General features: G+C 69.9%; 22 protein-coding genes. 12 read left to right on the top strand and 10 right to left on the bottom strand.

Going from position 1 to position 22,436, the window contains the following annotated elements; translation table 11 throughout:
- Positions 1-7 precede the first annotated feature (7 nt).
- Positions 8-988, top strand: a complete 981-nt coding sequence (locus tag ACFQ7F_RS30410) for an ABC transporter ATP-binding protein (RefSeq protein ID WP_383277051.1) — start codon at positions 8-10, stop codon at positions 986-988.
- Positions 975-1,880 carry an ABC transporter permease gene (locus tag ACFQ7F_RS30405; RefSeq protein ID WP_383277048.1) on the top strand — a complete coding sequence of 302 codons (906 nt, stop codon included), beginning with the start codon at positions 975-977 and terminating at the stop codon, positions 1,878-1,880. Before ACFQ7F_RS30410 ends, ACFQ7F_RS30405 begins: the two co-directional genes overlap by 14 nt.
- A gap of 6 nt (positions 1,881-1,886) precedes the next feature.
- Here the strand turns inward: ACFQ7F_RS30405 and ACFQ7F_RS30400 are convergent, their stop codons facing one another.
- The 3 genes from ACFQ7F_RS30400 to ACFQ7F_RS30390 form a co-directional block, all read right to left on the bottom strand.
- Positions 1,887-2,468, bottom strand: coding sequence for a flavodoxin family protein (locus ACFQ7F_RS30400; RefSeq protein WP_383277045.1), 582 nt, complete (start codon positions 2,466-2,468; stop codon positions 1,887-1,889).
- Between the two features lie 180 nt (positions 2,469-2,648).
- On the bottom strand, positions 2,649-3,590 hold the full coding sequence (locus ACFQ7F_RS30395; RefSeq protein ID WP_383277042.1) for a M28 family metallopeptidase: 942 nt from the start codon (positions 3,588-3,590) through the stop codon (positions 2,649-2,651).
- A 310-nt stretch (positions 3,591-3,900) separates the two neighbouring features.
- A complete protein-coding gene (locus ACFQ7F_RS30390; RefSeq protein ID WP_383277039.1) occupies positions 3,901-4,770 on the bottom strand; it encodes an AraC family transcriptional regulator in 870 nt (289 codons plus the stop codon).
- A gap of 100 nt (positions 4,771-4,870) precedes the next feature.
- On the opposite strand from ACFQ7F_RS30390, the gene ACFQ7F_RS30385 reads away from it, so the two are divergent.
- Positions 4,871-5,734, top strand: a complete 864-nt coding sequence (locus ACFQ7F_RS30385; protein WP_383277036.1) for an NAD(P)H-binding protein — start codon at positions 4,871-4,873, stop codon at positions 5,732-5,734.
- 103 nt (positions 5,735-5,837) lie between these two features.
- Here the strand turns inward: ACFQ7F_RS30385 and rarD are convergent, their stop codons facing one another.
- Together rarD and ACFQ7F_RS30375 are read right to left on the bottom strand one after the other, a co-directional pair.
- Entirely contained in the window at positions 5,838-6,851 is a 1,014-nt protein-coding gene (gene rarD / locus ACFQ7F_RS30380) for an EamA family transporter RarD (RefSeq protein ID WP_383277033.1), read from the bottom strand.
- A gap of 161 nt (positions 6,852-7,012) precedes the next feature.
- Positions 7,013-7,873 (bottom strand): NAD(P)H-binding protein, encoded by an 861-nt coding sequence (locus tag ACFQ7F_RS30375; RefSeq protein ID WP_383277030.1) that lies wholly within the window; start codon positions 7,871-7,873, stop codon positions 7,013-7,015.
- A gap of 111 nt (positions 7,874-7,984) precedes the next feature.
- Here ACFQ7F_RS30375 and ACFQ7F_RS30370 point away from each other — a divergent pair, with 111 nt between their 5' ends.
- Positions 7,985-8,356 carry a winged helix-turn-helix transcriptional regulator gene (locus ACFQ7F_RS30370; RefSeq protein WP_383277027.1) on the top strand — a complete coding sequence of 124 codons (372 nt, stop codon included), beginning with the start codon at positions 7,985-7,987 and terminating at the stop codon, positions 8,354-8,356.
- Positions 8,357-8,425: 69 nt separating this feature from the next.
- Here the strand turns inward: ACFQ7F_RS30370 and ACFQ7F_RS30365 are convergent, their stop codons facing one another.
- The 5 genes from ACFQ7F_RS30365 to ACFQ7F_RS30345 form a co-directional block, all read right to left on the bottom strand.
- Positions 8,426-9,526, bottom strand: coding sequence for a 2-oxoacid:ferredoxin oxidoreductase subunit beta (locus ACFQ7F_RS30365; protein ID WP_383277024.1), 1,101 nt, complete (start codon positions 9,524-9,526; stop codon positions 8,426-8,428).
- Positions 9,519-11,450 (bottom strand): 2-oxoacid:acceptor oxidoreductase subunit alpha, encoded by a 1,932-nt coding sequence (locus ACFQ7F_RS30360; RefSeq protein WP_383277022.1) that lies wholly within the window; start codon positions 11,448-11,450, stop codon positions 9,519-9,521. The genes ACFQ7F_RS30365 and ACFQ7F_RS30360 overlap by 8 nt, the downstream gene beginning before the upstream one ends.
- Positions 11,451-11,780: 330 nt before the next feature.
- The gene (locus ACFQ7F_RS30355) at positions 11,781-12,440 is read right to left on the bottom strand and encodes a LuxR C-terminal-related transcriptional regulator (protein ID WP_383277054.1); all 660 of its coding nucleotides are present in this window, start codon (positions 12,438-12,440) and stop codon (positions 11,781-11,783) included.
- A gap of 265 nt (positions 12,441-12,705) precedes the next feature.
- Positions 12,706-14,064, bottom strand: a complete 1,359-nt coding sequence (locus tag ACFQ7F_RS30350) for a sensor histidine kinase (RefSeq protein WP_383277020.1) — start codon at positions 14,062-14,064, stop codon at positions 12,706-12,708.
- Between the two features lie 187 nt (positions 14,065-14,251).
- Entirely contained in the window at positions 14,252-15,481 is a 1,230-nt protein-coding gene (locus ACFQ7F_RS30345) for a sensor histidine kinase (protein WP_383277017.1), read from the bottom strand.
- A 330-nt stretch (positions 15,482-15,811) separates the two neighbouring features.
- Between ACFQ7F_RS30345 and ACFQ7F_RS30340 the strand changes: the two genes are divergently transcribed.
- Genes ACFQ7F_RS30340 through ACFQ7F_RS30305 form a run of 8 tightly spaced genes read left to right on the top strand, consistent with a single transcriptional unit; the run spans position 15,812 to position 22,434 of the window.
- The gene (locus tag ACFQ7F_RS30340; protein WP_361182433.1) at positions 15,812-16,201 is read left to right on the top strand and encodes an NADH-quinone oxidoreductase subunit A; all 390 of its coding nucleotides are present in this window, start codon (positions 15,812-15,814) and stop codon (positions 16,199-16,201) included.
- Positions 16,192-16,818, top strand: a complete 627-nt coding sequence (locus tag ACFQ7F_RS30335; protein ID WP_383277014.1) for an NADH-quinone oxidoreductase subunit B — start codon at positions 16,192-16,194, stop codon at positions 16,816-16,818. Before ACFQ7F_RS30340 ends, ACFQ7F_RS30335 begins: the two co-directional genes overlap by 10 nt.
- Positions 16,815-17,870, top strand: coding sequence for an NADH-quinone oxidoreductase subunit C (locus ACFQ7F_RS30330; protein ID WP_383277011.1), 1,056 nt, complete (start codon positions 16,815-16,817; stop codon positions 17,868-17,870). Before ACFQ7F_RS30335 ends, ACFQ7F_RS30330 begins: the two co-directional genes overlap by 4 nt.
- A complete protein-coding gene (locus ACFQ7F_RS30325; protein WP_383277008.1) occupies positions 17,867-18,835 on the top strand; it encodes an NADH-quinone oxidoreductase subunit H in 969 nt (322 codons plus the stop codon). The genes ACFQ7F_RS30330 and ACFQ7F_RS30325 overlap by 4 nt, the downstream gene beginning before the upstream one ends.
- Positions 18,835-19,395, top strand: a complete 561-nt coding sequence (locus tag ACFQ7F_RS30320) for a NuoI/complex I 23 kDa subunit family protein (RefSeq protein ID WP_383277005.1) — start codon at positions 18,835-18,837, stop codon at positions 19,393-19,395. The genes ACFQ7F_RS30325 and ACFQ7F_RS30320 overlap by 1 nt, the downstream gene beginning before the upstream one ends.
- On the top strand, positions 19,392-20,051 hold the full coding sequence (locus tag ACFQ7F_RS30315) for an NADH-quinone oxidoreductase subunit J (RefSeq protein ID WP_383277002.1): 660 nt from the start codon (positions 19,392-19,394) through the stop codon (positions 20,049-20,051). Before ACFQ7F_RS30320 ends, ACFQ7F_RS30315 begins: the two co-directional genes overlap by 4 nt.
- Complete coding sequence (nuoK, locus tag ACFQ7F_RS30310; RefSeq protein ID WP_383276999.1) at positions 20,051-20,437, top strand: NADH-quinone oxidoreductase subunit NuoK; 387 nt, start codon at positions 20,051-20,053, stop codon at positions 20,435-20,437. The genes ACFQ7F_RS30315 and nuoK overlap by 1 nt, the downstream gene beginning before the upstream one ends.
- A complete protein-coding gene (locus ACFQ7F_RS30305; protein WP_383276996.1) occupies positions 20,434-22,434 on the top strand; it encodes an NADH-quinone oxidoreductase subunit L in 2,001 nt (666 codons plus the stop codon). Before nuoK ends, ACFQ7F_RS30305 begins: the two co-directional genes overlap by 4 nt.
- Positions 22,435-22,436: the final 2 nt, after the last annotated feature.

The following is a 22,436-nucleotide window of genomic DNA, read 5'->3' as shown; positions in this document are numbered from 1 at the left end:
GGGCTGAGTGCCGGGCACCAGCGTGGCGACGGAGAGCGTGATCGAGACCGACGCTCTCACCAAGCGCTACGGCAAGCAGTTGGCCGTGGACCGTCTGAGCCTCACCGTCCCCGCCGGAAGCGTGTTCGGGTTCCTCGGGCCGAACGGCTCGGGCAAGACGACCACCATTCGGATGCTCATGGGTCTGATCGAGCCGACTTCCGGCCGGGCCAAGCTCCTCGGCCGACCCATGCCGCGCGACACGCGCACCGTGCTCCCGCACGTCGGCGCGCTCATCGAGGGCCCGGCTCTCTACGGCTTCCTCTCCGGCCGCGACAACCTCCTGCGCTACGACGCCGCGGACCCGACCGCCGACCCGCGCACCCGCCGCGTCCGCGCCGAATCAGCACTGGACCGGGTCGGTCTTACGGCAGCCGCGGGCAAGAAGGCGAAGGCGTACTCGCTCGGCATGAAGCAGCGCCTCGGTCTGGCGGCCGCACTGCTCCAGCCGCGCAAGCTGCTCGTGCTCGACGAACCGACCAACGGCCTCGATCCGCAGGGCATGCGCGAGATCCGGGCGCTGGTACGGGAGTTGGCGTCGGAGGGCACGGCGGTCTTTCTCTCCTCGCACCTCCTGGACGAGATCGAGCAGGTCTGCACGCATGCCGCGGTGATGGCCCAGGGCCGTCTGATCACCCAGGGCCCGGTGGCCGAGCTCGCCGCCGGTGCGCGGGGCCGCCTCGTCGTGACGACACCGGACACTGGAGACGCGGTACGCGTCCTGAAGGAGCTCGGCGTGACGGACCTCGTCGTGACGGAGGACCGCGTGACGGGCGAACCGCCGGGCACGGGCTCGGGCGCCGGTACGGACACCGGCACGGATCTCGCGGAGCTGAACGCCGCCCTGGTCGGTGCGGGCGTACGGGTACGGGGCTTCGGCGTCGAACGGGCCTCGCTGGAGGACGCGTTCGTGGCACTGACGGGAGAGGGCTTCGATGTCGCGGGCTGAGGCTGTCGGCGTAGAGAGTGAACAAGATGTACGCGACGTGCGCGAGGTCCGGCGGATCTGGAGCCTCGGGCTCTTCCGCAGCGAACTGGGCATCACCTTCCGCCGCTGGCGCACCCTCGCCCTGCTCGGCGTGCTGGCCGCCGTGCCGATCCTCGTGGGCATCGCCGTCAAGATCGAGACGAGCGACGGCTCGTCGGTCGGTGGGGGCGGCGGGGGCGGAGGCCCGGCATTCATCGCGCAGATCACCAACAACGGCCTGTTCCTCGTCTTCACCGCGCTCGCCGCGACGCTCCCCTTCTTCCTGCCCATGGCGGTCGGCGTCGTCGCGGGCGACTCCATCGCGGGCGAGTCCAGCGCCGGAACGCTGCGCTATCTCCTTGTCGCCCCGGCGGGACGTACGCGTCTGCTGCTTGCCAAGTACGCGACGACGATGACGTTCTGCCTGGTCGCGACGCTCGTCGTGGCCCTCTCCGCACTCGCCGTCGGGGCATTGCTCTTCCCTTTCGGAGAGGTCACCACGATCTCCGGCGTCCCGATCAGCTTCGGCGAAGGCTTGCTGCGCGCCCTGCTCATCGCCCTCGTGGTCGCCGCGTCACTGATCGGGGTGGCGGCGCTCGGTCTCTTCGTGTCGACGCTGACCAGCAGCGGCATCGCGGCGATGGCGACGACCGTCGGCCTGCTCATCACGGTCCAGATCCTCGACCAGATCCCCCAACTGCACGCGGTCCAGCCGTACTTCTTCTCGCACTACTGGCTGTCCTTCGCGGACCTGATGCGCGAGCCCGTCTACTGGGACGAGCTGGTCAAGAACCTCGGCCTGCAGGGCCTGTACGCGGCCGTGTTCGGCTCGGCGGCGTGGGCGCGGTTCGGGGCGAAGGACATCACGGCGTAGGCCGCATCAGTCTTCGAACGGGAAGCGGGCCGGTGCCGGCTCCTGTGCGAAGAACGTCTTGGCCTCGGTCAGCGCGCGCTCGTCCTTCAGTACGTCGCCGGGCTTGCTGCCGTTGCCGAGCAGTACGCCGCCGAAGCGCATCCCGAGATACGCGGCGGAGTTGCGCAGGGTGCCGACGAGCGGATCGGCGACGACTGCCTTGTCGTCGGCCAGCGCCGTCACGCCCCACAGGGTGCGCCCGGCCATCGTGGCCTTGAAGTCGACGCCGGGGGTGCGCAGCCAGCCCGACCAGTAGTCGAGGTAGCGCTTGGTGGTGGCCGAGACGGAGTACCAGTACAGGGGCGACGCGATGACGATGTCGGTCGCCTCGACGGTCGCGTCGAGCAGCGTCGCGATGCTGTTGCCGGACGGGCGGACGTGGTCGCTGTCGTGGCGGAGGTCCTCGAAGTCGGGCAGCGGGTGGTCGGCGAGGTTCAGCCAGCGCTGCTCCACGTCCGACGGGAGCTGCTCGGCGGCCCTGCGGGCCAGGGTCTCCGTGTTGCCCTCGGGGCGGGAACTGCCGAGCACAAAGAGGAACTTGCGGGTCATGGGATCCCCCTGGAATTGAGGCGGCCTGCGAATGAGGCGGCCTACAAATGAGGCGACTGCTGATTACCTGCGCGTGCACTATATGCACGCGCAGGTAATCACGTCCAGGGTGGCCCGTCGGAGCGCAGGGCCCGCGGGTTAAGACGCAGGGCCCATGGGTTAAGACGCAGGGCCCGCAGGTTAGGAGGAGAGCCCCCACACCGCGTACGCCACCGCGTCACTGTTGCGGTCGAGCGCGGTCCCGTCGATGTTCGACTCCGTGTCGCACGCGGAGTGGTAGCACTTGTCGAACGGCTCACCGGCCGTGCCGCCCCAGTTCTGGGCCTGCTCGGCGGTCTTCTCGTAGTCGGCGCCGCTGAAGAGGCCGCCGACCGGGACGCCCGCGTCCTTGAACGGGGCGTGGTCCGAGCGGCCGTCGCCCTCCTCGTCGGGCTCCGTGGCGAGGTCGAGGCCGCCGTAGTAGTCCTTGAAGGTCTTCTCGATCGTGGGGTCGTCGTCGTAGACGAAGTAGCCCGGGTTCGGGGAGCCGATCATGTCGAAGTTCAGGTAGCCCTTGATCTTCGAGCGCTCGTCGGCGGGCAGTTTGTCGACGTAGTGCGAGGAACCGACGAGCCCTAGCTCCTCGGCGCCCCACCAGGCGAACCGCAGGTGCTTGGTGGGCTTGTACTTCTCGTGCGCCACGGTGAGCGCGGTCTCCAGGATCGCGGCCGATCCTGAGCCGTTGTCGTTGATGCCGGGGCCCTCGCCGACGCTGTCGAGGTGCGAGCCCGCCATGACGACCTGGTCGGCGTCGCCGCCAGGCCAGTCGGCGATCAGGTTGTAGCCGGTCTTGCCGCCGGAGGTGAACTCCTGGAGCGATGTGGTGAATCCGGCCTCGTCCAGCTTGCCCTTCACGTAGTCGATGGAGGCCTTGTAGCCCGCGCTGCCGTGGGCGCGGTTGCCGCCGTTGGACGAGGCGATGGACTGCAGCTGCGAGAGGTGGCCCTGGACGTTGGCCACGGAGATGTCGGGGGCGGCCGCCGTGGGGGCGGGGGCCGCCGAGGATATCGCGCTGGTGGTGAAGAGTCCGGTGACGGCTATGACGGCGGCTGCCGTGACACGTCCGGGAACGGAGAGCTTCATGTGGGGGGCTCCGTGTTCTGTTCTGTTGGATGGTTCCGTGGGGCCGCGGGCCGTGGGGGCCCGTGGGGGTTCACCAATTCCGTGAATGTCGAACGTAATTGGCGTGCCTGATGGTGCGGGTGAGCTTGACCGTGCGTCAAGAGCGCATACCGGTCACCGTGTTCCGCAGGGCGGTCAAATCGGTGCGCTCGGCGGCCGATGGCGGCACGAGAACCGTCCAACCGGGTGCGTAGGTGTCCGGCACGGGGTGGCGCCGCCAGTCGCAGGCCCAGCGTGGGGGTTCCTTCTCGTGCAGGACCAGGCGGCGCGGTCAGCCCACCGCCCTGAGCGAGCCGGAGTCCGGCCGCCGGGCGGTCAGTGAGGCGCGGTAGCCGCTGGGCGCGATGCCCCGGATCCGCTTGAAGGCGTCGCTGAAGCCGAACCCGTCCGCGTAACCGACCTTCCCGGCCACGGAGGCCACCGTCGCGCCCGGCTCGGCGAGCAGTTCGGCGGCGAGCGTCATCCGCCACTCGGTGAGGTACGCCATCGGGGGCCTGCCGACCAGCTCGGCGAAGTTGCGGGCGAACGCCGCGCGCGACACCTGGGCGCGTGCGGCGAGCGAGGCCACCGTCCAGGGCTGCGACGGCTCGTCGTGCATGGCGTGCAGGGCAGGGCCGACCACCTCGTCACCGAGCGCTCGGTACCAGGCGGGCGGGCAGGCGTCCGGCAGGTCGAACCACTCGCGCAGGGTGCAGGCCAGCATCCAGTCGAGCATCCGGTCCATCACGAACTGGCGTCCCGGCCGGTCGGCGGCCACCTCCGCGGCGATCAGCTCCAGGATGGGCAGGCAGTCGTCGCCGGACGGGACCACGAGGAGCGGCGGCAACATGCTGACCAGGCGCCGACCCACGGCGCTGTCCAACTGATAGGCACCGGTGACCAGTTCACACTCGCCGGGGCCCGCACCGGCGGCGGAGAGCGTGAACGGGGCCGACGTGCACACCACGGCCGCGGCCCCTTCCCCCAGAGTGCGCGGTTCGCCCGACGCGGCGGTGATCCGCGCCGTGCCGCGCACCACCGAGACCAGCGTCAGCGCCGCCCCCTCGCTGCGGCTCTCCTCCCAAGGTCCTGTCAGCACCGTGCGGTCGAACAGCGCGCCGTCCGCGCGTACCCCTCGCAGCAGATCCCCCAGAGCGTCCATGCTCCCACCGTAGACGGCGCACCGCTCGTGTAGACGTACTCCCATGCGGGCGAGACGGGCACCCATGTGACCTGCTCCGGCAAGGGAGTTGGCTGTACCCATGACCGACAACGCGAAGAACACCCAGGCATCCGACGCATCCGACGCCCTCATCCTCGTACTCGGCTCCACCGGCAAGACAGGCCGCCGCGTGGTCGCCCGGCTGCGGGAGGCGGGCCGGAACGTGCGCGCAGCGTCCCGCTCCGGCGAGACCCGTTTCGACTGGACCGACCGCTCCACCTGGGCCCCGGTCCTGGAGGGCGTGTCCGCCCTCTACCTGGTCGGCCCGCCCGAACCCGGGCCGATCGCCGACTTCGTCGACCGGGCAGCGGCGGCGGGCGTACGCCGCTTCGTGGTCCTGTCGGGGCGGGGCGTCGAGGTGTACGGCGACTCCTTCGAGCCGTCCATGGCGGAGGCCGAGCGCGTGGTGCGCGAGGCGGGCGTGGACTGGACGGTGATCCGCCCGAACAACTTCACCCAGAACTTCGATGAGGACATCTTCCACGCACCCCTCGTGGCGGGCCGCCTCGCGCTCCCCGTCGGCGACGTGCCGGAGCCGTTCATCGACGTGGACGACATCGCGGAGGTGGCCGCCGCGCTGCTCACCGAGGAGGGGCACACGGGCCGGGTCTACGAACTCTCCGGACCGCGCGCGCTGAGCTTCGCCGATGCGGTCGCGGAACTGTCGCAGGCGTCTGGGCGGCCGATGCGGTTCGAGCACATCACGGCGGACGCGTACGTGGCCGAGCTGACCGCCGCGGACGTCCCCGCCGAACCGGCCCGCGCCCTCGCGGACGTACTCGCCTGGCTGGCCGACGGCTACAACGCGGCCCCGGTGAGCGGCGTACGAGACGTACTGGGCCGGGAGCCGAGAGATTTCAGCGTGTACGCAAAGGCCGCATCGGCAGCAGGGGCGTGGGGCTGAGAAGAGCGCCCCAAAGGGGCGCGGGGAACGGCGCGCCCAGCCACGACGAATCCGCACCCGCAAGGATGAATCCGCACCCGCAAGAAAGGCGAGCCCGCGAAGTTCAGACCCCGGACTCTTCCCGACCGGCGGCGGGAGTCATCGGCTCGGTCTCCCGCCCCGCGGCGACAGGCACCGTGGCCGCCGAAGCCCTGGCGGCAGCCAACCGCACCGCATTACGCCGCGCGGAGCGCACCGCATCCCAGGTCAGCAACGTCAGCGCCAGCCACACAAGCCCGAACCCGGCCCACCGCTCGGGCGGCATCGCCTCATGGAAGTACAGGATGCCCAGCAGGAACTGGAAGACGGGAGCGAGGTACTGCAGCATCCCCAGGGTCGCGAGCGGCACCCGGATCGCGGCGGCGCCGAAGCAGACCAGGGGGATGGCGGTGACCAGACCGGTCGCCGCGAGCAGCGTCCCGTGCCCGAAGCCCTCCGTGCCGAACGTGGCATCGCCCCGCGCGCCGAGCCACACCAGGAACCCGACCGCGGGCAGGAACTGGATCGCGGTCTCGGCGGCGAGCGACTCCAGACCGCTGAGGCCCACCTTCTTCTTCGCCAGGCCGTACGTGGCGAAGGAGAAGGCGAGGCAGAGCGAGATCCACGGCGGCTGCCCGTACCCGAAGGCGAGGACGAGGACCGCCGCGAGGCCGACGGCGACGGCCGTCCACTGCACGGGGCGCAGCCGCTCGCCGAGGAGCAGGACGCCCATCGCGATGGTGACCAGGGGGTTGATGAAGTAGCCGAGGGAGGCCTCCACGACGTGGCCGGAGTTCACGGCCCAGATGTAGACGCCCCAGTTGATCGTGATGACCGCCGCGGCGACCGTCACCAGGCCCAGCTTGCGCGGCTGGCGGATCAGTTCGCCCGCCCAGGCCCAGCGCCGCACGACGAGCAGTGCGATGCCGACCACGACGAGGGACCACGCCATCCGGTGCGCGAGGATCTCGCCCGCCCCGGCCGGTTTGAGCAGGGGCCAGAACAGGGGCACGAGGCCCCACATCCCGTAGGCCGCGATGCCGTTCAGCAGTCCTATGCGCTGCTCGCTCTTCGACTGCTCAGCTGCGGCGGCGTCCACGGCCCCTCCTTGGTGCGTGACAGCCCCACGCTGCCTTCAAGAAGGTAGCGGCACAGACAGTCTCGTGTCATGCCCGTCTCACGAAAACGGTCATGACCTCCGTCTCGCCCGCTTCAGCCTTTGCTGCTGCCCTCGCCTCTGCCCTTGCCTCAGTTCTTGCCTCAGTTCTTGAGCGCCACCGCGATCGCGTCCGCGAGAGGCGTCGTCGGCCGGCCGATGAGCCGGGCCAGATCACCGCTCGTACCGGCAAGGAGGCCTCGCTCGATCGCCGAGTCCACGTCGACGAGGATCGCGGCGAACTGCTCGGGAAGCCCGGCGCCGGTCAGGATCGCGAGGTTCTGCTCGGCGGGGACGTTCGCGTACGAGATGTCCTTGCCGGTCTGCCGGGAGATCTCGGCGGCGTACTCGGCGAGGCTCCACGCCACATCGCCGCTCAGCTCGTAGGCCTTGCCCTCGTGGCCCTCGCCGGTCAGTACGGCGACGGCTGCGGCCGCGTAGTCGGCGCGCGAGGCGGAGGCGACCCGGCCGTCGCCCGCGGACGCGACCACGGCGCCGTGCTCGAGGACCGGGGCGATGTTGGCCGTGTAGTTCTCGTGGTACCAGCCGTTGCGCAGGAACGTGTGCGGCAGACCGGAGTCGAGGACGAGCTGCTCCGTCTCCTTGTGCTCGGCCGCGAGGTCGAAGTCGGCGTCGGGTCCGCCCAGGACGCCGGTGTACGCGAGCAGCGCGACGTCCGCCGCGCGGGCGGCGTCGATCACCGCCGCGTGCTGCCGCACGCGCTGCCCGACCTCGCTGCCGGAGACCAGCAGGACCTTGTCGCCCGCGGCGAAGACGCCGGCGAGGGTCTCGGGCGCGCTGTAGTCCGCGATCCGCAGCTCGACGCCGCGTGCGGCGAGGTCGGCGGCCTTCTCCTTGTTGCGTACGACGGCGGCGATCTGCCCGGCGGGCACCTGCGCGTCGAGCAGCCCGTCGACGACGAGACGGCCGAGGTGTCCGGTGGCTCCGGTGACGACGATGCTCATGGCTCGAATCTCCCTTTGATTCCCTTTGATGCCCTTTGGTGTGCTTCTCGTACTGAGCCTACGTCGTGCGCTAACTAATGGAAAGTACCCACTTTGAAGTAAGGTACTGGCATGGCAGTAAGTAACTGGAACCTCGGGGACGAGGGGATGTGCCCGCAGCGCCTCGTCCTGGAACACGTCACGAGCCGCTGGGGCGTGCTCGTCCTGATCGCCCTGGACGAGCGCTCGTACCGCTTCAGTGAGCTGCGCAGGGCCCTCGGCCGGGTCAGCGAGAAGATGCTGACGCAGACCCTGCAGACCCTGGAGCGCGACGGCCTCGTGCACCGCGACGCCAAGCCGGTCATTCCGCCGCGCGTCGACTACTCGCTCACCGACCTCGGGCGCGAGGTCGGCGAGCAGGTCCGGGTGCTCGCCGAGTGGACCGAGCGGCGCCTGGGCGACGTACAGGAAGCGCGGCAGGTGTACGACGAAGCCCGGTCCTGAAGGCCTTGAAGGGCCAGAACCGGGCTTCGGACTTCGGACTTCGGGCTTTGGGGTCGGTGGCCGACGATGTCAGCCGACGACGGTCCAGGTGTCGCCGCCCGCGAGGAGTGCGGCCAGGTCGCCCTTGCCGTTCTGCTCGATGGCGGTGTCGAGCTGGTCGGACATGAGCGTGTCGTAGACCGGGCGCTCGATGCTGCGGAAGACGCCGATCGGGGTGTGGTGCAGGGTGTCCGGGTCGGCGAGCCGCGAGAGCGCGAAGGCCAGCGTCGGCGAGGTCGAGTGCGCGTCGTGGATCAGAATCTGTGACTCGGTCTCAGGCGTGACCGGGACAACTTTGAGATCACCGGTGGCCGGGTCGCGCACGACGCCCTTGGAGCCCTCGGCCCCGAAGCGGATGGGCTGCCCGTGTTCCAGGCGGATCACCGCCTCCTCGGCCTGCTGCTTGTCCTTGAGGACTTCGAAGGCGCCGTCGTTGAAGATGTTGCAGTTCTGGTAGATCTCCACCAGGGCGGTGCCGGGGTGTTCGGCGGCCTCGCGCAGGACCGAGGTGAGGTGCTTGCGGTCGGAGTCCACGGTCCGCGCCACGAACGACGCCTCCGCGCCGATGGCCAGGGAGACCGGGTTGAAGGGCGCGTCGAGGGAGCCCATCGGCGTCGACTTGGTGATCTTGCCGACCTCGGATGTGGGGCTGTACTGGCCCTTGGTGAGGCCGTAGATCCGGTTGTTGAAGAGCAGGATCTTCAGGTTCACGTTGCGGCGCAGGGCGTGGATGAGGTGGTTGCCGCCGATGGACAGGGCGTCGCCGTCGCCGGTGACCACCCACACGCTCAAGTCCCGGCGCGATGAGGCGAGTCCGGTGGCGATGGCGGGGGCGCGGCCGTGGATGGAGTGCATCCCGTAGGTGTTCATGTAGTACGGGAAGCGGGAGGAGCAGCCGATGCCGGAGACGAAGACGATGTTCTCTTTGGCCAGGCCGAGTTCGGGCATGAAGCCCTGTACTGCCGCCAGGACGGCGTAGTCCCCGCAGCCGGGGCACCAACGCACCTCCTGGTCGGACTTGAAGTCCTTCATGGACTGCTTGGCCTCGGCCTTGGGCACCAGGGAAAGCGCTTCGATCGTGCTCCCGGCACTCCCGGTACTCCCGGTGCTTTCGGTCTTCGTGTCAGCCATTGATGGCCTCCTTGAGAGCCGTGGCGAGCTGCTCGGCCTTGAACGGCATTCCATTGACCTGGTTGTACGAGACCGCGTCCACGAGGTACTTGGCGCGGAGCAGCGTGGCGAGCTGCCCGAGGTTCATCTCGGGAATCACCACCTTGTCGTAACGCTTCAGGACTTCGCCCAGATTCCGGGGGAAGGGGTTGAGGTTGCGCAGATGGGCCTGCGCCACACTCACACCGACCGCCCGCAGACGACGTACCGCCGCGGTGATGGGGCCGTAGGTCGAACCCCAGCCCAGAACCAGCAATGTGGCGTCGCCACTCGCGTCGTCGACCTCCAGATCGGGCACGGAGATTCCGTCGATCTTGGCCTGGCGGGTGCGGACCATGAAGTCGTGGTTGGCCGGGTCGTACGAGATGTTGCCGGTGCCGTCCTGCTTCTCGATGCCGCCGATGCGGTGTTCGAGGCCGGGCGTGCCGGGGATCGCCCACGGGCGGGCCAGCGTCTGCGGGTCGCGCTTGTAGGGCCAGAAGACCTCGGTGCCGTCGTCCTCGGTGTGATTGTTCCCCGAGGCGAACTGCACGCGCAGGTCCGGGAGTTCATCGGTGTCCGGGATGCGCCACGGCTCGGATCCGTTGGCCAGGTAGCCGTCCGAGAGCAGGAAGACCGGGGTGCGGTAGGTGACCGCGATCCGGGCCGCCTCGATCGCCGCGTCGAAGCAGTCGGCGGGCGTCCGGGGTGCCACGATCGGCACCGGTGCCTCGCCGTTGCGCCCGTACATCGCCTGGAGCAGGTCCGCCTGCTCGGTCTTGGTCGGCAGGCCGGTGGAGGGCCCGCCGCGCTGGATGTCCACGACGAGCAGCGGCAGTTCGAGCGACACCGCGAGCCCGATGGTCTCCGACTTCAGCGCCACCCCCGGGCCCGAGGTCGTGGTCACCGCGAGCGAGCCGCCGAAGGCCGCGCCGAGCGCCGCGCCGATGCCCGCGATCTCGTCCTCGGCCTGGAAGGTCCGCACGCCGAAGTTCTTGTGCTTGCTCAGCTCGTGCAGGATGTCGGAGGCCGGAGTGATCGGATACGAGCCCAGATAGAGCGGCAGGTCCGCCTGCCGGCCCGCGGCGATCAACCCGTACGACAGGGCGAGGTTCCCCGAGATGTTGCGGTAGGTACCGGTCGGGAAGGCTGCGGCGGCCGGGGCGACCTCGTAGGAGACCGCGAAGTCCTCCGTCGTCTCGCCGAAGTTCCAACCCGCGTGGAAAGCGGCGATGTTGGCCTCGGCGATGTCCGGTTTCTTGGCGAACTTCGTGCGCAGGAACTTCTCGGTGCCCGCGGTCGGCCGGTGATACATCCACGAGAGGAGGCCGAGCGCGAACATGTTCTTGCTGCGGCCCGCGTCCTTGCGCGAGAGGTCGAACTCCTTGAGCGCCTCGACGGTGAGTGTCGTCAGCGGCACCGGGTGGACGCTGTAGCCGTCCAGTGAACCGTCCTCCAGCGGCGAGACCTCGTAGCCCACCTTCGCCATCGCCCGCTTGGAGAACTCGTCCGTGTTGACGATGATCTCCGCGCCGCGCGGCACGTCGGCGATGTTCGCCTTCAGCGCGGCCGGGTTCATCGCGACAAGCACGTTAGGCGCGTCGCCCGGCGTGAGGATGTCGTGGTCGGCGAAGTGCAGCTGAAAGGAGGAGACGCCCGGCAGGGTGCCGGCAGGCGCACGGATCTCGGCGGGGAAGTTCGGCAGTGTCGAGAGGTCGTTCCCGAAGGACGCCGTCTCCGAAGTGAACCGGTCGCCGGTGAGCTGCATACCGTCACCGGAGTCACCCGCGAAACGGATGATCACCCGGTCCAGACGGCGTACATCCTTCTCACCAGCAGGCTTGCGCTGCTCTCCGACGACTGTCCCATCGGCCTGCTCGGCTGGGCTACTGACCTGGCTGGTCACTGAACTGGACCTCCCTCGGGCGGCTGAGCGGGAAGGGCTGGGCGACCGGCCTTCCCAAGACCCACCCTACGTCGGTAAGGGTCGCCTACCTGTGGTAGATCGCATGACGGACGCGTTTTTGAGACGCGCTGATGCCCCGATTTGTCATGCTGTGCCTCGCCCCCCGGCCCGTCATGGAAGACGCCCCCACTCATCCTTTGGTTCTAGGACTGTTCTCCGCGCTTCTCCGTCAGTTCTTCGTGCTTCTTCGTGCTTCTTCGCGTTCATGGTGCTGCCGTTGTCTTCGGTGACGCTCAAATGCCGCTGAATCGCTGACAGGGTGTCAGGTCGTTATGAATTCAGGTAGGTGAGGACCGCCAGTACCCGTCGGTGATCCCCGTCACTCTGGGAGAGCCCCAGCTTCAGGAAGATGTTGCTGACGTGCTTCTCCACGGCGCCGTCGCTCACCACCAACTGCCGGGCGACCGCGGAGTTCGTCCGCCCCTCGGCCATCAGACCGAGTACCTCGCGTTCGCGTGGAGTAAGCCCCGCGAGGACATCCTGCTTGCGGCTTCGGCCGAGCAGCTGCGCCACGACCTCCGGGTCGAGCGCGGTGCCGCCCTGCGCGACGCGCACCACCGCGTCCACGAACTCGCGCACCTCGGCGACGCGGTCCTTGAGCAGATAGCCGACGCCGCGGCTGGATCCGGCGAGCAGCTCCGTGGCGTACTGCTCCTCGACGTACTGCGAGAGGACGAGCACCCCGAGGCCCGGGAACTGGTGGCGCAGATGCACCGCGGCCCGCACCCCCTCGTCGGTGTGCGTCGGCGGCATCCGCACGTCGGCGACGACCACATCGGGCAGCGCGCCCGCGGAGGAGAGTTCGTTGATCGTCTTGATCAGCTGGTCCGCGTCGCCCACCCCCGCGACGACGTCGTGCCCGCGGTCGTTCAGCAGCCGGGTCAGGCCCTCCCGCAGCAGCACTGAATCCTCGGCGATGACGACCCGCACTTTGTCCTCCACGTTCACGGCCCCCCGGCATATTCGGTTCTTGTTGTCCCCGACAGGACACCTCAGTATCGCGCGTACTAGGGGGCATTACGGCGTTCGTAGGCAGAACGCTTGTCTGCGTTCCTGCTGGTGTTCCTGCTGGTGTTCCTGCCGGTGTTCCTGTCTGTGTTCGCTTCCGCGTTCGCTCACGGCCGCGGCACGGCGGAACCCACCCGGTCGCCCGGTGTTGCGGGCGACCAAGTGGGTGAGCGAGGTGGGTCCGCCGCTACGCCCGCCAGGGCAGCTCCGCCGTCACGGTCGTCGGTCCGCCCACGGGCGAATTCACGACCAGAATCCCGTCGACCGCGTCGAGCCGCTCGGCGAGCCCCGCGAGGCCGGAACCGCCGGTCACGTCCGCGCCCCCCGCCCCGTTGTCGGAGACCTGGAGCATCAGCCGGTTCTCGACCTGCCAGACGTCGACCGAGCCGCGGGACGCCTGCGCGTGCTTGCTGATGTTCTGCAGCAGCTCGGAGACGGTGAAGTACGCGATGCCCTCGATCGCGGCGGCAGGACGCGCGGGCAGATCCACGTCGACCTGGACCGGGACCGTGCACCGGGCGGCGAGCGAGGAGAGGGCCGCGTCCAGGCCGCGGTCGGTCAGGACCGCCGGGTGGATGCCGCGGGCCAGGTCGCGCAGTTCCTGGAGGGCGACCTTCACCTCGCCGTGTGCCTCGTCCACCATGCGGGCCGCGGCTTCGGGGTCCTCCGTCAGCTTCTCCTTGGCAAGACCCAGATCCATGGCGAGCGCGACCAGGCGGGCCTGCGCCCCGTCGTGCAGGTCGCGCTCGATGCGGCGCAGGTCGGCCGCGGCCGTGTCGACGACGACCCCGCGGTCCGACTCCAGCTCGACGACGCGCGTCGCCAGACTGGAGGGGCCGAGCAGCCCGACGACCATGAGGCGGTCGACGGTGGTCAGGGCCCGGATGATCCAGGGAGCGGCGAGGGTGACGAGCAGGCCGGTGAGAGCGGTGACGCCGATCTCGAACGGGTTGTCTATGAGGACACGGTGCCCGTCGTCGCCGTAGAGCTGGATGCCGTTCTGGCCGCCGTAGACCGGGAAGAGCCACTGCCACAGCGGGTACGTGAGCATCGCCCAGCCGTACGTCCAGAAGATCACCGACACGCCGAAGGAGAAGACCGCCCACGGCATGTGGAGCAGGGAGTAGAGGACGTGCCGCCAGGAGACACCGCTCTTGAGCACGGCGCCCATCCACCCCATCATGCCGCCGCCGTTCTTGGGCCGCAGCGGCTCCGGGTTCGCCACCTCCACGTCGAGCAGCGCCCGCGCCCGCACCCGCTCGAGCGAGCCGAGCCCACGGCAGGCGGCGAGCCCGGCGGCAAGCACCGGGATGCCGATGAACGTGATCAGCAGCCCGACGCCGAGCGACAGCATCGTGACCGCGAACGTGAACGTCACGATGCTGATCGGCAGGCTCAGGAGCACATACCCGAACTCCTTCCAGGCGCGGGCCTCGATCGGCGCGCGCAGCCCGGCGGGGATACGCGACCGACGCTCGTCGAGGTCGGATCCCCGGAACTCCGAACGGTTCATGCGCCCGTACTCCTGTCCGTACTCCGTGGCCATCGGTGTCGTCCGTTTCTGCTCGGTCCGCCCGGTCCGCCCGGTCGTGGGCTGGTCCGGCGTCGTACCTGCTGTGCTGGTCCGGCGTCGTACCTGCTGTGCGGTTTCGGTTGTACCTACAGAGTGCTGGGCGGCGCTGATCCGGACCATGCGGTGCGTAGGTGTCTTGTCCCGGGGGTTTTCCCTACCCTCAGGACGCCCGGAGCCTCCGGGGCCCCCGGGATCCCCGGAGTTCCGGGGGCCCCTGGGCATCGAGATCCCGGTCCCGCCACGGCAGCTCCGCCGTGATCGTCGTGGGTCCGCCCTCCGGCGACTCGATCACGAACAGGCCGTCGACCGCGCCGAGCCGGTCCGCGAGGCCCGCCATGCCCGTGCCCCCGGCCAGGCTCGCGCCGCCCCGGCCGTCGTCCCACACCTGGATGAGCAGCCGCTGGTCGGAGCGCCATACTTCCACGGACGCCGAACGTGCCCCGCTGTGCTTGCTGACGTTCTGCAGCAGCTCGGAGACCGTGAAGTACGCGCTGCCCTCGATCGCGGCCGCCGGGCGCGTCGGCAGATCGGCCGTCACCTTCACCGGGACCGTGCACCGGGCGGCGAGCGAGGAGAGGGCCGCGTCCAGGCCGCGGTCGGTCAGGACCGCCGGGTGGATGCCGCGGGCCAGGTCGCGCAGCTCCTGGAGGGCGACTTTCACCTCGCCGTGTGCCTCGTCCACCATGCGGGCCGCGGCTTCGGGGTCCTCCGTCAGCTTCTCCTTGGCCAGACCGAGCCCCATGGCGAGCGCGACCAGGCGGGCCTGCGCCCCGTCGTGCAGGTCGCGCTCGATGCGGCGCAGGTCGGCCGCGGCCGTGTCGACGACGACCCCGCGGTCCGACTCCAACTCAAGGATGCGCCGCTCCAGTTCGTCGGAGGGCGAGAGCAGTCCGCGCACCATCGCGCGGTCGACGGTGGTCAGGCCGCGCACGACGTAGGGCAGCACGGGCCAGAACACGAAGAGCCCCGTCAGGGTGACGGTGAACGTCACCACTCCCCAGGGCAGCCGCATCACCGAGTACAGCATCGCGCGCCAGCCGACCGGGTCTCTCAGGCTCGACCGCAGCCAGCTGAAGAAGTCGTGCCTGCGCAGCTTCGGCATCGGGCTCGGCTCGTCGACCCACAGCCCGAGCAGCGACCGCGCCCGGGCCCGCTCCTTCTTGCCGAGCAGCCGCGCGCCGAGCAGCGCGCCCGCGAGCAGCGGCAGGCCGATGACCGTCACGGCGAGACCGCTGCCGGCCGCGATCGTCACGACCCCGTAGACGAAACCGGCCACACCGAGCGGGAGGTTGGCGAGGAGGTGCGCGATCTCCTTCCAGGTCTGCCGGTCGTACGCCGCGAAGCGCGCGGGCGGTAGGGACGTGGATGAGGACATGGCGCGTGCGGTCATACGCGCTAGGTTGCACGGCTTGCCGCCGCGGCGCCATGAGGAGGGCCGCCCGGACACTCGGGGGGATAACCCCACCCGTGGGCGCCACCCGTGGGCGCCACGTCATGAGCGATCAGTCCTTGCCGAAGCGTGACGCTCTGCTTACTGCGTCTTTAGCAGGCCCTAGACTCCCGTGCGTACAGATCGTCGAACAGTGATCAGCGATCACCTGTCAGCGATCAGTCGTCAGTCGTCAGTCGTCGGCGGTTCAGCGGGCAGCGGTCAGCGGTCACTGTCTGTGCCAGAGGGCGGCCAGGAAGTTTCAGGGAGTTCAGGGAGTGAGGGGCTGACGTGCACGTGACGAACGTCGCGGCGAGCTACTACCAGTCGTACTCCGTCGTCGGACTGCTCGCCGTCGTCGGCGTGCTGTTCGTCGCTGTCGCCTTCGGCGCGGGGCGGCTGCTCAGGCCCGTCGTACCGACACCCGAGAAGCTCCTGACGTACGAGTGCGGCGTCGACCCGGTCGGCGACGGCTGGGCCCACACCCAGGTCCGCTACTACGTCTACGCGTTCCTCTATGTCATCTTCGCCGTCGACTCGATCTTCCTCTTTCCATGGGCGACGGTTTTCGCCGCGCCCGGCTACGGTGCGACGACGCTGGTGGAGATGTTCATCTTCCTCGGCTTCCTGACCGTGGGCCTGCTGTACGCATACAAGAAGGGCGTCCTCACATGGACGTGACCCCGGAGCCCGTGCTCCTGCCCGAGCCGACATTGCTCCCCACACCCGAGCCGCAGAAGCTCGGCGTGCTGTCCCGCCTCGCACCCGAGCCGATGAAGGTGGTCCTCAACTGGGGCCGCCGGTACTCGTTGTGGGTCTTCAACTTCGGCCTCGCCTGCTGCGCCATCGAGTTCATCGCGGCCTCCATGGCCCGGCACGACTTCATCCGGCTCGGCGTGATCCCGTTCGCGCCGGGTCCGCGCCAGGCCGACCTGATGGTCGTCTCCGGCACGGTCACGGACAAGATGGCTCCGGCCGTGAAGCGCCTGTACGAGCAGATGCCCGAGCCGAAGTACGTCATCTCCTTCGGCGCCTGCTCCAACTGCGGCGGTCCGTACTGGGATTCGTACGCGGTGACCAAGGGCGTCGACCAGATCATCCCGGTCGACGTGTACGTACCCGGCTGCCCGCCCCGTCCCGAAGCGCTGCTCCAGGGCATCCTCAAGCTCCAGGAGAAGATCGCGGCGGAGTCGCTGAGTGAGCGGTACGGCAACGGCAACCGTCCTTCGACGGCGGCGCTCCAGAGCGGTCTGGTGAAGCCGCCGGAGGCCACAACGCAGGGGGAGGGGCAGGCATGAGCGGCTGGCTGCCGAGCCCCGTCGAGGAGCTCTTCGGCGCGGAGGCCACGGCCGACGAGTCGTACGACCTCTTGACGGTCGATGTCCCGCCGAGCTCGTGGATCGCGGCGCTCGAAACCGCGCGTACGACCCTGACCTGCACATATTTCGACTGGCTGAGCGCCGTCGACGAACCGGGCACGGGCTTCCTCGTCTCGGCCCACGTCGTCGCCCTCTCTCCGGTACGCCGCCTCCTCATCCGTACGACCGTCCCGCACGAGGCCCCTGTCCTGCCGACCGCGATCGACGTCTACGCGGGCGCGGCGTGGCACGAGCGCGAGACGCACGAGATGTTCGGCGTCCATTTCGAAGGCCACCCGCACCTGGTGCCGCTGCTCCTCCCTGACACCTTCGAGGGCCACCCCCTGCGCAAGGATTTCGTCCTCGCGGCCCGGGTCGCGAAGGCGTGGCCCGGCGCGAAGGAGCCGGGGGAGTCGGAGCACGGCGGCCCCAAGCGCCGCCAGATGCTGCCTCCCGGCGTACCCGACCCGAACGAATGGGGCCCCCTGAAGGGCCAACTCCCCGCGGCCCCGGCCCGCCCGGCCCGCGGCGCCGCCCGCGCGGCAGGCGACCGTCCTGTCCGCAGGACACGCACGGCGGGCGAGGGCTCGGCGTCCCAGAGCCCGGCGTCCCAGAGCCCGGCGTCCCAGAGCCCGGCAGCGAAGACGCCGCCTGAGGCGAAGCCGTCTGAGAAGACGCCGCCTGAGGCGAAGCCTGAGGTGCCTGAGGTGAAGCCCGACGCACCCGAGGCGACTCCGGTACCCGAGGCGAAGCCCGAGACGACCGAGGCACCCGCGGCCAGTTCCGACGCCCCATGGCACCAGGCACGCCCGGCGTTCGACGGCACGGAGGAACCGGCATCGGCACCGGAACAGGCTTCGGCTGATCCCGATGCGCCCAAGAACACCGACGCACCCGACACCACCGACGCACCCGACACCACCAAGCCCGAGCCCGACACCACCGGCGAGCCCGACACCACCGGCGAAGCCCGCCCAGGAGGCACGGAGTGACCGACGCGCTCGACGTCGCCCTGCGTCTCCTCATCGTCTTCGCCGTCTTCCTCGTCCTGCCCCTGGTCATCGGCCAGACCGAGCACAAGGTGATGGCCCACATGCAGGGCCGCCTCGGCCCCATGTACGCGGGCGGCTTCCACGGCTGGGCCCAGCTCGTCGCCGACGGAGTCAAGTTCGCGCAGAAGGAAGACGTCGTACCGGCCGAGGCCGACCGCCGCATCTTCCAGCTCGCCCCCGCCGTCGCCCTGCTGCCCTACCTCCTGGTCCTCATCGCCATCCCGATCGGCCCGAGCGAAGGCGCCGTCGGTCAACTCGTCGACGCGGGCATCTTCTTCGTGCTCGCGGTGATGGGCGTCGGCGTACTCGGCTCGCTCATGGCGGGCTGGGCGAGCGCCAACAAGTTCTCCCTCCTCGGCGGCCTGCGCACCGCCGCCCAGCTCCTGGCGTACGAACTCCCGATGCTGCTCGCCGCGGCTTCGGTCGCGATGGCGGCCGGGACGGTGTCACTGCCCGGCATCCTCAACGCCTTCGAGTGGTGGTGGCTGCCCTGGCAGATCGTCGGCGCCCTCGTCTTCTTCGTCGCGGGCCTCGCCGAACTCCAGCGCCCGCCCTTCGACATGCCGGTCGCCGACTCGGAGATCATCTTCGGTGCGTACACCGAGTACACGGGCCTGCGCTTCGCCCTCTTCCTTCTCGCCGAGTACGCCGGAATCGTCGTCCTCTGCGGCCTCACCACCGTCCTCTTCCTCGGCGGCTGGCACGGCCCCTGGGGCGCTGACGGCCTCGGCTGGGTCTGGACCCTCCTGAAGACGGCGGTGCTCGCCTTCGTCGTGATCTGGCTACGCGTCAGTTACCCCCGTCTCCGCGAGGACCAGCTCCAGAAGCTCTCCTGGACCCTCCTCGTCCCGCTCGCCCTCGCGCAGATCGCGCTCACCGGAATCGTGAAGGTGGCGATCAACTAATGCCTCCGATCCCTGGCAGCGGCCTGGCCAAGGGCCTCGCCGTCACCCTCCGCACGATGACGAAGAAGACCGTCACCGAGCAGTACCCGGAGCACCAGCCCGAACTCCCGCCCCGCACCCGAGGCGTCATCGGGCTCTTCGAGGAGAACTGCACGGTCTGCATGCTCTGCGCCCGGGAGTGCCCGGACTGGTGCATCTACATCGACTCCCACAAGGAGACGGTCCCGCCGGCCGTCGAGGGCGGCCGCGAGCGCAGCCGCAACGTCCTCGACCGCTTCGCCATCGACTTCTCCCTCTGCATGTACTGCGGCATCTGCATCGAGGTCTGCCCCTTCGACGCACTGTTCTGGTCCCCCGAGTTCGAGTACGCCGAGACCGACATCCACGAACTCACCCACGAGCGCGACAAACTCCGCGACTGGATGTGGACGGTCCCCGCCCCGCCGGCCCTGGACCCCGCGGCCGAGGACCCCAAGGAGATCGTCACCGCCCGCAAGGCGGCGGAGAAGCTGGCCGCGGCCCAGGAAGCCGAAGCAGCCGGACCGGAGGGATCCGCGTGAACCTCGCGGCCAACGCCCCCCAAGGCTTCCTCTCCCCGACGGGAGTCGAGATCGCCTTCCTCCTGGTCGGCCTCGTCACCCTCGGCTCGGCGATCGTCACCGTCACCACCAAGCAGCTGGTGCACGCCGCCCTGTGGCTCGTGGCGACGCTCGGCGGTCTGGCCGTCGAGTACCTCCTGCTCACCGCCGAGTTCATCGCCTGGGTGCAGGTCCTGATCTATGTCGGCTCCGTCGTCGTCCTCCTTCTCTTCGGGCTGATGCTGACGCGGGCCCCCATCGGCCGCTCCCCGGACGCCGATTCGGGCAACCGTCCGGTCGCGCTCGCGGTGGCCGTCCTCGCGGCCGCCGCCCTGGTCTGGGTCGTCGTCGACGCCTTCCGGACGACCTGGATCGACCTCGACCGCGCCGCCGACGAGGCCCAGGGCTCCACCGGCGTGACCGGAAAGTTCCTCTTCCAGCACTGGGTGCTGCCCTTCGAGGCCCTTTCGGTCCTGCTCCTCGCCGCCCTGGTCGGCGCGATCGTCCTCTCCCGCAGGAACGCCCGCATGACCCGCTTGACCCGCCTGAACGACACCCCCGGTGCCCCCCGCACGACCGGTGCCCCCCGCACGACCGGTGCCCCCAGCGACGCCCCCAGCGACAAGGAGCAGCGCTGATGCACCTCGCCTATCCCGCAGTCCTGGCCGCCCTCCTCTTCTGCGTAGGCCTGTACGGAGTACTCGCCCGCCGCAACGCGATCCTGGTCCTGATGTCCGTCGAGCTCATGCTCAACGCCGTCAACCTCAACCTGGTCGCCTTCGACGTCTGGCTCCGCGACGCCCTCCACTCCGGCCAGGCCCTGACCCTCTTCACCATCGCCATCGCGGCCGCGGAGATCGGCATCGGCCTCGCGATCGTCCTGGCGGTCTACCGCAACCGCGGCTCCGCCGCCGTCGACGAACTCCGCGACACCGCCGAGGGCCCCGACGACGACGCCGAGGACGCCGAGGAAGCCGTCGGCGAAGAGCCCGCCCCGGCACAGAAGGCTGAGGCCACCGCGTGACCACGACCACCCTCGCCGTACTCGTCCCCCTCCTGCCGTTCCTCGGCGCGGTCGCCGGTCTGCTGCTCGGCCGCACCGTCCCCGGTCTCGTACGCCCCCTCGCGGTGCTGCCCACCCTGGCGGCGCTGGTCATCGCCGTCCTGGTCGCCGCCCGCCACGGCGGCGGCGCCGACATCGAGTCCGCCACCGAGCTCACCCCGACCGGCTCGATCCCCATCGAACTCGCCCTGCACATCGACGGCTTCGCCGCCCTGGTCGCCGTCCTGGTCGGCGTCGTCGCCTCCTGCGTGCAGATCTACTCGACGGGCTACCTGCGCGACGACTCGCGCTACCCCTCGTACGCCGCTCTCGTCTCCCTCTTCACCTCCGCGATGCTGCTCGTCGTCTACTCCGGCGACCTGATGGTGCTCCTGGTCGGCTGGGAGATCATGGGCATCTGCTCGTACTTCCTCGTCGGCCACTACTGGGAGACGCCCGAAGCCCGCGCGGCCTCCCTCAAAGCCTTCCTGGTCACCAAGCTCGGCGATGTCCCCTTCCTGATCGGCCTGTTCGCGCTCGCCGTCGACACCGGCTCGTTCCGCATCACGACCGTCCTCGCGACGGTCGCGGGCGGCGGCCTCGACCATCCGACGCTGATCGCCCTGCTGCTCCTCGCCGGTGTGGCGGGCAAGTCCGCGCAGTTCCCGCTGCACACCTGGCTGCCCGACGCGATGGCCGGCCCCACCCCCGTCTCCGCGCTCATCCACGCCGCGACGATGGTCGCCGCCGGTGTCTACTTCGTGGCCCGGCTCCTCCCCGTCTTCGCCGTGTCGGCGGCGGCGATGGTCGTCCTCGCCGTGATGGCCGCCGTCACGATGGCGGGCTCGGCGCTCGCCGCGATCGCCCAGGACGACATCAAGCGCGTCCTCGCGTACTCGACGATCGGCCAGCTCGGCTATCTGACCGGCGCCCTCGCCGTCGGTGACCGCGGTGCCGCCGTCTTCCACCTCCTGTCGCACGGCGCCTTCAAGGCGCTCCTCTTCCTCGGCGCGGGCGTGATCATCCACGCCGCCGGCACCAACTCCCTCGCCGCGATGTCCCGCATGAAGGGCCTGCGCGACCGCGTCCCCGACGCCTTCTGGACGATGACCGTGGCGCTCCTCGCGCTCGCCGCGATCCCGCCGTTCAGCGGCTTCTTCTCCAAGGAAGCCGTCCTGGGCGCCGCCGAGCACGCGGCCACAGGACACTCCGAGACGGCCCCCGTCGCGGCGGGCTGGATCGTCCTGGTCGCCGGTCTGCTGACCGCCCTCCTCACCGCCGCCTACGCGACGCGTCTGTGGCTGCTCGCCTTCAACGGCAGGGGCCCCGAAGCCCCCGACCACGGAAGGCAACCCGTCGCGATGACCTCCGTGCTCTGGGTGCTCGCCGTGCCCTCACTCGCCTTCGGCCTCACCGTCGGCGCCCTGCCGAAATGGTTCGACGGCCACTCGCTCACCCCGACCCTCACCACCTCCGTACTCGGTACGGGATTCGCCCTCGTCGGCGGGCTCGTCACGTACGGCGCGTGGCGCCACACCACGGCGCTTGCCGACCGTCACCCGATGGGCGCGGTCGCCGCCGACACGGGATCCGGAGCCGACGGAGGCCTGGTCGAAGCCGAGGCGATCGCCACGCACACCCCCGCCTACGGAGACGTGGCCGCCGCCCACGACCCGGCCGACCCCGGCCGCCTCCTGCTCGGCCCGCTGCACCGGCACGCCGCCGTCGGCTTCCACCTCGACGCCGTCTACGCCGCCCTGTTCGTGCGCCCCGTCCAGGCCGCCGCGGGCCTCGTCCGGTTCCTCGACCGCGAGGTCGTCGAGACGTACGTACGCGGCGCGGGCACCGCACCCCGCTGGCTCGGCGCGGCCGTACGCCGCGCGCAGACCGGCAATGTGCAGACCTACCTGAGCGCGCTGCTCGCAGGCACCGTCGTCCTGGCTGTCGCCGCCGTCCTCGTCGCCACCGTCGGAGCGTGAGC

The organism is Streptomyces sp. NPDC056486 (assembly GCF_042795295.1).
In the GTDB taxonomy this organism is placed as follows: domain Bacteria; phylum Actinomycetota; class Actinomycetes; order Streptomycetales; family Streptomycetaceae; genus Streptomyces.
This window is presented reverse-complemented; position numbering and strand designations above follow the sequence as displayed.

Coding starts and splice junctions, on each gene's coding strand:
- ACFQ7F_RS30405 (WP_383277048.1), top strand. CDS start 975: ATGTCGCGGGCTGAGGCTGTCGGCGTAGAGAGTGAACAAGATGTACGC.
- ACFQ7F_RS30400 (WP_383277045.1), bottom strand. CDS start 2,468: ATGACCCGCAAGTTCCTCTTTGTGCTCGGCAGTTCCCGCCCCGAGGGC.
- ACFQ7F_RS30395 (WP_383277042.1), bottom strand. CDS start 3,590: ATGAAGCTCTCCGTTCCCGGACGTGTCACGGCAGCCGCCGTCATAGCC.
- ACFQ7F_RS30390 (WP_383277039.1), bottom strand. CDS start 4,770: ATGGACGCTCTGGGGGATCTGCTGCGAGGGGTACGCGCGGACGGCGCG.
- ACFQ7F_RS30385 (WP_383277036.1), top strand. CDS start 4,871: ATGACCGACAACGCGAAGAACACCCAGGCATCCGACGCATCCGACGCC.
- ACFQ7F_RS30375 (WP_383277030.1), bottom strand. CDS start 7,873: ATGAGCATCGTCGTCACCGGAGCCACCGGACACCTCGGCCGTCTCGTC.
- ACFQ7F_RS30370 (WP_383277027.1), top strand. CDS start 7,985: ATGGCAGTAAGTAACTGGAACCTCGGGGACGAGGGGATGTGCCCGCAG.
- ACFQ7F_RS30365 (WP_383277024.1), bottom strand. CDS start 9,526: ATGGCTGACACGAAGACCGAAAGCACCGGGAGTACCGGGAGTGCCGGG.
- ACFQ7F_RS30350 (WP_383277020.1), bottom strand. CDS start 14,064: ATGGCCACGGAGTACGGACAGGAGTACGGGCGCATGAACCGTTCGGAG.
- ACFQ7F_RS30345 (WP_383277017.1), bottom strand. CDS start 15,481: ATGACCGCACGCGCCATGTCCTCATCCACGTCCCTACCGCCCGCGCGC.
- ACFQ7F_RS30335 (WP_383277014.1), top strand. CDS start 16,192: ATGGACGTGACCCCGGAGCCCGTGCTCCTGCCCGAGCCGACATTGCTC.
- ACFQ7F_RS30330 (WP_383277011.1), top strand. CDS start 16,815: ATGAGCGGCTGGCTGCCGAGCCCCGTCGAGGAGCTCTTCGGCGCGGAG.
- ACFQ7F_RS30320 (WP_383277005.1), top strand. CDS start 18,835: ATGCCTCCGATCCCTGGCAGCGGCCTGGCCAAGGGCCTCGCCGTCACC.
- nuoK (WP_383276999.1), top strand. CDS start 20,051: ATGCACCTCGCCTATCCCGCAGTCCTGGCCGCCCTCCTCTTCTGCGTA.